The sequence below is a fragment of the Psychrobacter sp. PG1 genome, from assembly GCF_014897815.1.
Classification (GTDB): domain Bacteria; phylum Pseudomonadota; class Gammaproteobacteria; order Pseudomonadales; family Moraxellaceae; genus Psychrobacter.
Map to the genome: position 1 here is coordinate 81,721 of NZ_JABUZG010000058.1, position 12,804 is coordinate 94,524.

The window sequence follows — 12,804 nt, forward strand, 5'->3', positions numbered from 1 at the left end:
TGTCAATACTGCGCCTATATATAACATATTTGCAAAATGACTGACAAGTCTTTTACCTATTAAGCCTTATCAATCACCATTTATTATCCGTCATCAATTTTACTATCCCATTATGATGACCTCGTTACTCTAACGATAAAATACTTATCTCTTCTCAAACAAAGCCAATTGCTTACGACCTTTATAAAAATCAGTCGAACGATAGTAGATGTATAAATGGCGAAACAGTACATTAAGCACGGCAGACACTGGCAGTGCGATGAGCATACCAACGAAACCCAATAAGCTTGCGCCTGCCAATACTGCAAAAATCACCCAAAGCGGCGATAGACCTATCTTATCACCCAATAGTAACGGCTGTAGGATATAACCTTCGGCGGCTTGCCCAACTAAAAACGCTCCGACAATCAGCGACAAATACGTCCAATTTAGCCCAAACTGAAACAGGCAAGCGATAATCGCCGCAATAAAGCCAATACCAAAGCCCAAATACGGCACAAAGCTGGCAACACCGGCAACCATACCGATAATCAAGCCAAGCTCAAGCCCAATAAGCTGCAATTGCACTGCATAAATAGCGCCTAGCAGCACCATCACCAACAGCTGACCTTTGATAAAGGCCATCAGCGCCCGATCACACTCTTGAGCAATGCCGATTACTTTTTTACAATAAGGGGCTGGAATCGCCATCTTCCAAGTTTGCAGGCGCTGATCCCAATTAAACAAGAAATAAAAGGTCAAAATCGGTACCAATACAATCAGCCCAGCGTTATTGATAAAATTCATACTAGACGTCAATATTTGGCTCATCATGCTGCTGGCATCAGCGAACTTATAATTGGTCTGCATATAATCGACCAAGGTATCAGAAAAACCTTTGGCTTCTAGTTCTGGCAGACGAATACGGCTGTTATTAATAAACCACTCCCGCACCACTTGGTTATACCAGTTTAGAACCTTGGGCAAATATTCCCACGCTGCTTGCAGCTGATGCCATAAGGTCGGTATCAACCACCAAAGTAGTAACACCATGCCAAGCGTAATCGTCGAATAAACGATGATAATGGCTATCCAACGCTTGATATATTTTGATAAGCGCTTAACCAGCGGATTGAATAGATAAGCCAATACAAAAGCCACAACAAATGGCACGATGACCGGCGTCATCAAATATAATAAAAATACCGCCACAACAATAGCAACGACGATGAATAGGCGTCGAAAAAAGGGATCTATTGGTTGGTTTATCATGAAGGGTAACCCTACGATTAAGTCAATGTAAAATGCTGGCTTATAATGGTTTTTTTGCTGAATTAGGTAGCCGATAGCTTTATATTTATAATGGTATTTATCATTGTCATGGCAGTAAATTTTGCCAACGACTTTGGCGTTCTATTATCGCAGAGTACAACAAAAAATCAGTCATTTTTTGTTTCTTAAATTTTTATTGCGCTCTATTTAGCCTTTATTGCCACTCTTCGTTAAATATCGGCCAAATATTGGTAAGTTGCTTTGCGAGAGGGGGTCGTTTTTGGGTATAATGCGCGCACTATCTGCAAAATTAACACGACCGATCCGCTTTTCTACTGACAGACCTTCATTCCCTATAAAATTTGTGAGATGACCATGAGTAACAAGCCTTCTTTAAGCTACAAAGATGCTGGCGTTGATATTGATGCTGGCGATGCGTTGGTACAACGTATTAAATCAGTGGCAAAAGCCACCTCTCGTCCTGAGGTTGTGGGCGGACTTGGCGGTTTTGGGGCGCTTTGTCGTATTCCGACTGGTTACACCTCACCGTTATTGGTTTCGGGCACTGACGGTGTCGGCACCAAGCTTAAACTGGCATTACAGCTAAACCGCCATGACACCATCGGTATCGACTTGGTCGCCATGTGCGTCAATGATTTATTGGTTTGCGGTGCTGAGCCATTATTTTTCTTAGACTATTATGCAACTGGAAAGCTTGATGTAGACGTAGCAGCGACTGTTGTTACTGGTATTGGCGAAGGCTGTAAACTGTCAAACTGTGCACTTATCGGCGGCGAAACGGCTGAGATGCCAGGCATGTATCAAGACGACGATTATGACCTAGCGGGATTCTGCGTCGGTGTGGTTGAAGAAGCGGAAGTCATCACTGGCGAAAACGTCGCTGAAGGCGATGTACTAATCGCGCTTGCTTCAAGTGGCGCGCATTCTAATGGTTACTCATTGGTGCGTAAAGTCATCGAAGTCAGCGGTATTGATGTGACTACTAGTGATGAGCAATTAGACGGTCAGCCTATTCAAGATGCGCTGATGGCACCTACCCGCATTTATGTTAAAGCCATTAAAGCGCTACAAGATACCCTTGGTAGCTCAGCCTTACATGCGATGTCACATATCACTGGTGGCGGCTTAACCGATAATTTACCACGTGTATTACCAGAGAATTTAGCTGCTAGCATTGATACGACTAGCTGGCAGTTCTCAGAGCTATTCACTTGGTTACAAACCCAAGGAAATATTGAACAAAGCGAGATGTACCGCACCTTTAACTGCGGCGTTGGTTTTGTCATTGTCGTGCCTAAAGATAAAGCAGATGCGGCCATTCAAACTTTGAACGATGCTGGTGAAAAAGCTTGGCAATTAGGCGAAATGGTGAAGCGCGAAGCGGATTCTGTGGTGTACCGTTAATGTCAGACAGTCAAAAAAAAATTGATAATAACCCTTTACGGATTGCTGTACTGGTCTCTGGTAGTGGTAGCAACTTGCAAGTACTGATAGATGCGATGCAAGCTGGCGCACTGCCGATTGAGATTGTTGGCGTCATTAGTAACCGTGAAGATGCTTATGCCATCACCCGTGCAAAAGACGCTGACATTCCCGTAGCCGTATTGTCACATGTTGCTAGCGGCAAACGCATGGGAATCAAGACCTTTGAGAATCATGCCAGCAGCCAACTAGCCTTATGGCAACCAGATCTCATTGTGTTAGCTGGTTTTATGCGTGTCTTGAGTGCAGATTTTATCGATAATGCACCAGCGCCGATGATTAATCTGCACCCCTCTTTACTACCTATCTATAAAGGCCTTGATACCCATCAGCGTGCGATACAAGCAGGTGAGCGACATCATGGCTGTAGTATTCATGTCGTCACCGCTGAGCTCGACGCGGGTACTGTTTTGACCCAAGCGCTGTTAGAGATACATCAAAGAGACACTGCCGATAGCTTGCAAGCACGCGTGCAAAAGCTTGAGCATCAATTGCTCCCTTGGACGATTTTATTATTGGCCAAAGGCGCACTCTCGCTAGACCATGCTCAAGCAGCCAATCAACAAAGTATGTCTTTACAAACGCTACCATTAAAACTATATTTGAACGACTGAGTAAGTAGCGACAGTCACAAATTATCAGGCACCAACTATCAAGCTTAAACTCTTTGCATAAAAAAGCCCAGTCACTCAATGAATGACTGGGCTTTCTAATAGCTACCTTTAAAATCTTCTAAAGCATATTAATCCCGAAGACGTTAGCTATTATTGACTTTTATGAACATGTAGCCCTTTAATATTTACAAATTCTTTGATACCAAAACCGCCATGCTCGCGACCATGACCTGAGTTTTTCACTCCACCAAATGGCAACGCTGGATTTGCAAGACCGTAACCATTGATGTAAACCATGCCCGTATCAAACTCTTCGCGCGCTAGGCGAATGGCTTTGTCTTCGTCTTTAGAGAAGATAGCACCGCCCAAACCGTAGCGACTATCATTGGCAATGCGTAATGCATCATCTTGGTCTTTGGCTCTTATTAATGAGGCGACAGGACCAAATAATTCGTCATCATAGGCAGGTTGTCCTTTTTCGACATTCTCCAAGATAGTGGCTGGATAAAAACTGCCTTTACCTTCTGGCAATTGACCACCAACAGCAATCGTTGCGCCTTTTGCCACACTGTCTTCTACTTGCTCATGCAATTTTTCTTGTAAATCTTTGCGGGCTAATGGACCAAGATCAGAGGCATCATCCATCGGATCGCCAGATTTAGCATCTGCAAATTTTTTGACAATGCGTTCACGGAAATCATCGTATAAACTATCAACGACGATAAAGCGCTTAGCGGCGACACAAGTTTCACCATTATTAATGAGACGCGCTTGAGTACAAATTTCTACCGCTAACTCTACATCAGCATCTTCTAAGACAATAAAGGCATCGTTTGAGCCTAATTCTAGCACCACCTTTTTAATGGCTTTTGCTGCTTGCTGACCTACAATGCTACCAGCGCCGTCGCTACCTGTCAGTGTGACACCGCGCACTTTGTCATGACCGATTAATGCTTCTGATTGGTCGTGATCGATTAAAATCGTACGGAACAAATCATTTGGTAACTCTGACTCATGGAAGATTTTTTCGATTAACAAGCCTGAACCAGTCACGTTTGACGCGTGCTTGAGTAAAATACTATTACCTGCCATCAGATTTGCGATGGTATAACGGAATACTTGGTAAGCAGGAAAGTTCCATGGCTGCATGCCATAGATAACACCGATAGGCTGATAAGTCACAATACCTTTCTTCAAGCCTTCAATATCACGTTCATCGTCAGCAAGTGCAGCCACCCCTTTTTCTGCGGTATAGTCGCAAATTGCTTTACATAAATCTATTTCTTGCAAACTCTGACTATAGAGCTTACCACGCTCCTCAGTCATGAGTTTAGACAACTCTTCTTTGTACTTAAGCAATGTCTCACCGATGGAACTGATGACTTTTGCACGCGCTTCATGGCTGGTTTTACGCCACTCAGTAAATGCTTGGTGCGAGGATTCAACAATCTTGTTCACCTCATCATTACTCATGTAATTGTATTCTTTGATCGCTTCACCCGTTGCTGGATTTATAGTAGTAATATCTGCCATGATTGTTATCCTTATTTATTAAACTATTTTATTGATTTAAAAATTGATCGCTTAAACATCTGAAAACTTAGAAACACATAAACCAAGAATAGTCATTTTTATAAACGCATCTGGTTAAATTGAACAACTTCATCAACGATTTTATGAAATCCAATACTGTCGTATAACTTAACAATAGGCTATGTATTTGTCTTTTTTCTTAAGTGGAATTTATCATAGCAAAATGTACAACGAGTAGTTTTACAAGTTATAAAGAAGTGTTCGTAAGATGTTAAGAATGTGACTGACTGATTTATTAGGTCAAAATCTTGGACGAGATTTTTCAGTAAAATTACGCCAATAAAAAACCAGCGCTTGGGCTGGTTTAATAAATAAGCAATCGATAGCCACAAACAAATGGCTTAAAACAAATGATTCATCACAGGAATTTCTTGGGGTGGATTCTCTTCTTCGTCAACAATTTGACGAGCCACATGCATGATAAGCTGACGCAACCAACGATGGGCGGGATGATGCTGCAACAAAGGCGACCACGCCATCGTTAGCTCAAATTCAGGGATAAAAAATGGTGGCTCGACCATCATGATACTGTCGTTATTAGCCTGCATTTTTGCCACACGCGTAGGCAAAGTTGCAACCAAATCTTTATTGGCTGCAAGCATGGCTGGCATTTGATAGTGGCGGGTAAAAACACTGATTTGACGTTTTTGACCTAAACGTTGCAGTGCTTGATCAATTGAACCTAGGCCACCAGATTTTTCTGGATTGACACCAAATCCCACACCCATACCAGTTTTAGAGACCCAAACGTGCTGCGCCTTAAGATAATTTTTGAGATTAAAGCGATGAGCATAAGGACTGTCAGAGGACAATAAACAGCTAAAAGTATCACGCCATACTAACACTTGATGGAAGCTTTGCGGAATTTCATTAAAGCGGTTGATCGCCAAATCCACTCGCCCCTGCTCCATATCACGATATGAGACGTCCGATGGCGTTAAGAAATCTAAGATGACATTTGGTGCCTCTGAGCGCAATGCTTTGACCAATTTTGGTACCAATGTCGCTTCAGCATAGTCTGAGGTCATGATACGAAAAACGCGCGAGGTACTGTAAGGACGAAATTCTGTGCGTGGCTCTAATACTTGTGTCAAATCCGCAAGTATTTCACGGATACGAGGCTGTAACTCCAATGCGCGTTCAGTCGGCGTCATACCTTCAGATGAGCGTACCAGCAATGGATCATTAAATAGCTTACGCAGCCGGCGCAAAATATTACTCATCGCAGGTTGGGTAATGCCAAGCTGCTCAGCTGCACGAGTAACGTTTTTTTCTCGTAACAACACATCTAGATGTACCAATAAATTTAAATCTACCCGCTGCAAATTCATATATGTCTCTTTACCTTAAAATAAATACCACTACAAACGCGGCGTTTTTTGCCCTGCTATTTAGCATAAATCATCTATAACAGCATGAAATAAGGACAATTTTATATTAATTATTTTGATATATGCTTATTATAACTGAAATAATTCATCATAAGTCATTGTTTTATATGTACTATCATAAAATTAAATACCCAAGATAATAATCATAAACTAGATAAATCAAGGTAACCTAGCTATAGTTGCTAGCAAGCGCTTAATCAGTTCTTGTTTAATGTTAGGCAGTCGCCGTGCGTTTTGATGGATTGACTACCATAAGTATTTTATCGCATTTTCATGCGAAAATACGGACATAACATTTATTACGCAAACTTAATTTTTTGCTCTTATTTTTTTAAGCTTGAATTAGTAGTTGGCACTTTTTAGGGCAATAAGCACTTTAACAGTTGAAAAAGACTTATAAAAAAGCGCATTCAACCTAAAACGAAAGACCCAATAATAAAAGCTGACCAATTCGACAGGTTTTATTTGCTTTTATCATAATTTTCTTATAGTTTAGTAGAGATTGCTAACGCATAAGGTTTATATTTTAGATTTTCACTTCTGCCAGCATCTTTCTACATATATCAAAATTACCTCAATACTTGTAATTTTCTAAGTTACTAATTTTCACCACCCCAAGGAGACATAGATGTCAACTGCATATAAATCAGCGATCGACTTAGTACGTGAATTAAAGCAAAAGCACGGTAACTGGCAGAATATCAGCGAAACCGATGCGGCACGTATGATGTCACAAAACCGTTTTAAAACGGGCTTAGATATCGCCAAATATACTGCAAAAATCATGCGTCAAGACATGGAAGACTATGACAATGATACGTCTCAGTACACGCAGTCTTTAGGTGCATGGCATGGTTTTGTGGCTCAACAAACCATGTACGCTAAGAAAAAATATTTCGGTACAACAGCTAAAACTTACATCTACCTATCAGGTTGGATGGTTGCAGCCCTTCGCTCTGAGTTTGGTCCTCTTCCTGACCAATCTATGCATGAAAAAACCTCTGTACCTAAGCTAATCGAAGAAATCTACACCTTCTTACGTCAAGCTGATGCTAAAGTATTGAACGACTACTTCCGTGAGCTAAACGCTGCAGAAGAAGCGGGTCAAGATACCTCAGCCATCCTAGAAAAAATCGAAAACTTTGATTCACATGTTGTGCCAATCATTGCTGACATCGATGCAGGTTTCGGTAACGAAGAAGCCACTTACTTGCTAACCAAGCAAATGATTGAAGCGGGTGCTTGTGCTATTCAGGTTGAAAACCAAGTATCTGACGCGAAGCAATGTGGTCACCAAGCGGGTAAAGTCACTGTACCGCATGAAGACTATATCGCAAAAATCAACGCTATTCGTTATGCATTCTTAGAGCTTGGTGTTGAAGACGGCGTTATCGTTGCTCGTACTGACTCTGAAGGCGCGTCACTAACGCAAAAAATCCCAGTATCAAATGAGCCAGGCGACCTTGCTTCTCAGTACATCGATTTTATCGAGATGGAAGAAGTCACGCTAGAAAACGCCAAAGAGAACGACAGCTTGCTTAAGCATAACGGCAAACTAGTACGTCCAGTTCGTCTTCAAAATGGTCTATATCAATTCCGTGAAGAAACGAACATCGACCGTGTCGTACTTGACTGTGTAACGGCTCTAGAAAATGGCGCGGATCTACTATGGATCGAAACACCGACTCCAGACGTCGCACACATCAAAATGATGGTTGATCGTATTAAAGAGCAACAGCCAAAAGCTAAGCTTGTATACAATAACAGCCCATCGTTCAACTGGACACTGAACTTCCGTAAGCAAATCATCGCTCAGTGGGAAGAAGAAGGCAAAGACCTATCTGCCTACAATAAAGATGACTTGATGAGTGCGGATTACGATGGTACTGAACTTGATACCGCAGCTGACGAAGCGGCTAGAAACTTCCAACGTGATGCGTCACGTGAAGCAGGTGTATTCCATCACTTAATCACGCTACCTACTTATCACACCACTGCGCTTAGCGTGCATGAGCTTGCTAAAGGCTACTTCGGTGAAGATGGTATGCTTGCTTATGCTGCTGGCGTACAACGTAAAGAAATCCGTGAAGGCATCGCTTGTGTTAAGCACCAAGCAATGGCTGGCTCTGACCTTGGCGATGATCACAAAGAAATCTTCTCAGGTGAAAATGCCCTTAAAGCTGGCGGCGGCAAGAACACCATGAACCAGTTCTAATCACCGACCACTTATAAGTACATCTCGTAAGTACCAGTTATAGAGAAAGCCGTCCTACCTTGTAGGGCGGTTTTTTTATGTCTGCTTATTTACACTATAGCATTATAAGATTTTAAGCATTGCGAGCTTGTTAATTTTCAATTTGAGTGGTTATTATCCTTACTGTCAGCCTCTTTCATATTGTTAATGTTATCCTCTACCTGACTGCTCTGTATACCGACTGAATCGTGACTTTTTGGATTTTCACCCATCAGCTCACGCTTCATATTTTTTATACGGGGATCATGTTTAAAAAATCTACGATAGATTGCTTTTATCATTCTATAAATTAGATAAAAAATACCGCCAAGTACAAGCAGCCACCACAGTTGTATCAATCCAAGCGCTACTGATCTAAGTATCTCCCAGCCATCTTTAAATGCTTGACTCACTTGACTACTAAAACTTGGCTGCTCAGCATCTAATAGCACATCTAGATTTTGTGTGGTTTCTTTATAACTGATATCTGGTTGCATAAAGGTCAGGTTAATGGTGCTATGTTGAACTTTATCAGCGATAGCCAGTTGCTCAAGCTTGGCAAGCTCTTGCTGAAGACGCGCAGCATAAGTCGCGGTAATAGCATCAACATTGCTGCCTTGGTCTTTATCGTTTTTACTATTGAGGCGTTCTTGGCTAAGCTCGCTTGCCATATCACTATTTAGCTGACTCGCTAGCTGTTCACGATAAATATCTAATGTCACATCTTGAGCACTAAACTGCTGCCCATTTAAAAATGCGACTTGCTGTTGTAATTGCGCTAGGAACTTACTGACATTGGCGCGAGGAATACGAACCGTCATGTCAGCTTGACGAGTGTAGGTTGTAATCGTGATATTTTTATTGCCTTGTACAAAGGTTCGACTATCACGTGGATGATTACTAATATTGCTAAGTGCCACATAACCAGCCTGTTGCCGTGTCAAACTCTCAATAGCATCACTAGTTTTGACGACATCTTCAACTTTAAAATCAGCACTAGCAGTTATCAATAGCGCTTTGCCCGCAATTTTAATGTCTGCTGCCTGACTACCAAGGGTCTGTTCACTAGTGCTCGATAGGTTTTCAACCTCTAAATCATTAGCGTTAGAGGCATTATCAGCTGCCACATCGGACATGATGCCAGCCATTTCCCCTTCTGTAGCGTCTGCAACTTCTTCGGTTGCCACCTCTGTCAGATCTGCGCTGCTTTCTGCATATTCAGAAGAGCTATCGCAGCCGCCTATCAATAACACAGACCCAAGCATTATTGGTAGACATAAAACTGATGGAAACAAGGCTTTAGGCAGTAATATTGCATGAGACTGCTGAGTGTCATACTTCTTTTGATTGCATCGCGTCATTATTTTATAATCCGGCATTTTATGAGATATGATAAATATATTGGATAAAAATATTTTAGCTTTTATTATAAAGCCAACCACCTTTATCCTACTTTTGTTTAATAATTTACGTTAATTATAATGATTACTTACTAAAAGTATATCTCTAATATTAGCTCAGAGTATTTATAGAAAAAATTTTGCTTGTTATTCGCCGATAGCTTTCATACGATGGTAGTCATTCAAATTTATTAAAATAATCGGGAGCCATCATGCAAGAGATAGAGCTAAAGTTTTTGGTACCAGAGTCGCGACTGAAAGGTTTGATGCGCCAAGCACGAGTCAAGTCTTCTGAGGTGACACAACTGGCTGCCCATTATTATGATACCCCAGACCAACAGCTTGCAGAGGCAGGCATTGGCTTGCGTATCCGTAAAGAAGGCGATGCTTGGGTACAGACCATCAAAGCGGGCGGCGATGGCATTGCAGCACGCCTAGAGCATAATGCGGTACTGGATAATGAACAAGTACAAGCGATGCTCGATAATAATACGCTCATGCCTGATTTAACCATTTATAAAAACACCTCTGTCGCCCCTGCCCTGGCTGAATTTAAGCTAAAAAAACTGGCTAAAAATCTCACACGGTTATATGTGACCGATGTAGAGCGCACCACACGATTGCTAGTGGATGATAGTGGCAGTGATGGTGATGCAAATAACCATGTCGAGATGGCGTACGATTATGGAGAAATTATTCACGGTAATGATGATACTCAGCGTGATGCTATTCAAGAGATTGAGTTTGAGCTGATATCAGGAGATATCGATTTTTTATTTGCAACCGCCAAAACTTGGTGTAAGCGCTACAAGCTTTGTTTGTCTACGGTGACAAAAGCTGAGCGCGGTGGTTTACTCATCACAGAACAGCAGCATAGTCCAGCTGTCCACGCTGACCTTGATCAGCTAAATATCGATAAGAAAATCAGCATGCCTGCCTTTGTGCGCGCAGCGGTACATAACTGTCTGTTGCAAATACTGCCCAATAGCAGCGCTATCGTCGCTGGCAGCGAAGACGACGACCATGTATTACAACTATACATTGGTATTGTCCGCTTGCAAGCTGCCCTACAAGCATTTGCCAACTATTCTGACGAAATCAATCCAGACTGGCTGCCAATACTAAAACAAACAGTCATGTTATTGAATGAATATCGAGAGCTTTCCCATCTTGCCTCACATATAGAGCCTAACTTACAGCAGCATGGTGCACCTACTGTCGATTGGGCAACAGATATGGATGCGCTGAAGATTACTCCGAAAGATGCCATCAGTGCCAACGATTTTCAGCTGACTTTACTTGAGCTGATCGCCTTTACCATGAGCGACCCAAGCCTTGAACCGCAAGCTGATCAACTCGCCATCGATAAACTGGCAAAAACCTTATCCAAACAGCAGGCAAAGCTTGGCAAGGCAGTACAAGAGCTACAGAGTAAAAAAGACGTTGGCTCAGATAACATTAATATAGAAAGCAATGATTTAAAAGATGATGATTTACAAAGTGTTGACTTAGACGATAGTGACTTAGAAAACGTAGAGTCAAAAAGTGACGATATAGAAAATATTGATCTAGACGATAATAATGCAGAGCACGAGCTGCATGAGCAGTTAACCACCTTACTTTATATCAGTGAGTTTGCTACGCCATTATTAGATAAGAAAAAGTCAAAAAAGAAAAAAACCAAGAAGGAAAGTAAACGCTGGCTAAAATACTTAGCAAAAGCGCAAAAGACTTTGAATAAATATCATAATCATAAAATGTACCAACAGCGCTATCAGTTAAAATCGAAGACAGATAGCAGTGCGTTATATGGCGCTGGGTGGTTTGCAGCCATGCTAGTGAGAGACCTTAAGCGCACAGAAAAACGCTTGGCGAAAGTGACAGACAGCTCTGTATTGCGGTAAAAATACTTATAACAGCATCAATAAAACTTAGAATAAACAATGCTTTAAACAAAATAAGCTCAGAGTAAAAAAGACAGCTCACTTTATATGGGCTGTCTTTTTTTAAGCGCTTTCTTTGAGGTGCTTTTTTTTGATTGGATGCTTAAACTCAGCCATTTGAAAAACGTAATAATTCAACTGAGTTAAACTTAATTCAAAAATTACTATCAATTTTCTACATCTAGCGCGTTTATAAGCTCAAGTGTTTTATAAACCTAGCACTTTCATACGCTCACTAACTGGCTGATACGTTTTCTCGCCAGCAGGCTCAACAATGTTGCCAAATGGCATTTGTGCCACTAATTCCCAACTATCTGGGATAGCATAAGCCTTAGCTGCGTCTTCATCCACAAGCGGATTGTAGTGCTGTAGGTTGGCACCAACATTTAGAGTACGTAGCTCAGTCCACATCGCATACTGATGCATGGCTGAGGTTTGCTGCGCCCAAACTGGAAATCTATCTGCATATAACGCAAATTGCTCTTGCAGTGACTGAGTCACGTTTTTATCTTCATAAAACAGCACCGTACCCGCTGCCGCACGGAAGCCATCTAGCTTTTGCTTAGTACCAGAAAAGTCACCATCGCCGACGGCTGCACGCAGTTTTTCTTCAGCGATGTCCCATAATTTCTGGTGCTCGGCACCAAACAGTACGACCAAGCGCGAAGATTGTGAATTAAAAGCAGAAGGCGTATGTAATAAAACACGCTCTGCCATATTCACAATTGCTTGTGGCTCTACTGGCAGCTCATTGCCCAAAGCATATATTGACCGGCGTTCATCAAAGGCTTGTTGTAAAGTGGCTAGGGTTTCTTTAGACATCGATATTATCCTTATAATTATCATAAAATATAGGTCAAACGAGCCATGCTGGGC

The 12,804-nt window shown here is 41.7% G+C and carries 9 protein-coding genes; 4 read left to right on the forward strand and 5 right to left on the reverse strand.

The genetic code is table 11. From position 1 onward, the window contains the following. Nucleotides 1–144: 144 nt before the first annotated feature. Nucleotides 145–1,251 (reverse strand): AI-2E family transporter, encoded by a 1,107-nt coding sequence (locus INT03_RS09345; protein ID WP_193008734.1) that lies wholly within the window; start codon nucleotides 1,249–1,251, stop codon nucleotides 145–147. Nucleotides 1,252–1,626: 375 nt separating this feature from the next. Between INT03_RS09345 and purM the strand changes: the two genes are divergently transcribed. Next, nucleotides 1,627–2,676 (forward strand): phosphoribosylformylglycinamidine cyclo-ligase, encoded by a 1,050-nt coding sequence (gene purM / locus INT03_RS09350; RefSeq protein WP_193008735.1) that lies wholly within the window; start codon nucleotides 1,627–1,629, stop codon nucleotides 2,674–2,676. Beyond that, nucleotides 2,676–3,368: a phosphoribosylglycinamide formyltransferase gene (gene purN / locus INT03_RS09355; RefSeq protein WP_193008736.1), complete on the forward strand. Its 693-nt coding sequence runs from the start codon at nucleotides 2,676–2,678 to the stop codon at nucleotides 3,366–3,368. The genes purM and purN overlap by 1 nt, the downstream gene beginning before the upstream one ends. 150 nt (nucleotides 3,369–3,518) lie before the next feature. Here the strand turns inward: purN and INT03_RS09360 are convergent, their stop codons facing one another. Together INT03_RS09360 and INT03_RS09365 are read right to left on the reverse strand one after the other, a co-directional pair. Next, on the reverse strand, nucleotides 3,519–4,901 hold the full coding sequence (locus INT03_RS09360) for an NAD-dependent succinate-semialdehyde dehydrogenase (protein WP_193008737.1): 1,383 nt from the start codon (nucleotides 4,899–4,901) through the stop codon (nucleotides 3,519–3,521). Nucleotides 4,902–5,302: 401 nt separating this feature from the next. After that, complete coding sequence (locus INT03_RS09365) at nucleotides 5,303–6,292, reverse strand: LysR family transcriptional regulator (protein WP_045444529.1); 990 nt, start codon at nucleotides 6,290–6,292, stop codon at nucleotides 5,303–5,305. A gap of 688 nt (nucleotides 6,293–6,980) precedes the next feature. On the opposite strand from INT03_RS09365, the gene INT03_RS09370 reads away from it, so the two are divergent. Then, on the forward strand, nucleotides 6,981–8,567 hold the full coding sequence (locus INT03_RS09370) for an isocitrate lyase (RefSeq protein ID WP_087814449.1): 1,587 nt from the start codon (nucleotides 6,981–6,983) through the stop codon (nucleotides 8,565–8,567). Nucleotides 8,568–8,704: 137 nt separating this feature from the next. On the opposite strand, the gene INT03_RS09375 is transcribed toward INT03_RS09370, so the two are convergent. Further along, nucleotides 8,705–9,850, reverse strand: a complete 1,146-nt coding sequence (locus INT03_RS09375) for a DUF4349 domain-containing protein (RefSeq protein ID WP_193008738.1) — start codon at nucleotides 9,848–9,850, stop codon at nucleotides 8,705–8,707. 347 nt (nucleotides 9,851–10,197) lie between these two features. Between INT03_RS09375 and INT03_RS09380 the strand changes: the two genes are divergently transcribed. Beyond that, on the forward strand, nucleotides 10,198–11,889 hold the full coding sequence (locus tag INT03_RS09380; protein ID WP_193008739.1) for a CYTH and CHAD domain-containing protein: 1,692 nt from the start codon (nucleotides 10,198–10,200) through the stop codon (nucleotides 11,887–11,889). A gap of 246 nt (nucleotides 11,890–12,135) precedes the next feature. On the opposite strand, the gene INT03_RS09385 is transcribed toward INT03_RS09380, so the two are convergent. Then, the gene (locus tag INT03_RS09385; RefSeq protein ID WP_193008740.1) at nucleotides 12,136–12,750 is read right to left on the reverse strand and encodes a nitroreductase family protein; all 615 of its coding nucleotides are present in this window, start codon (nucleotides 12,748–12,750) and stop codon (nucleotides 12,136–12,138) included. Nucleotides 12,751–12,804: the final 54 nt, after the last annotated feature.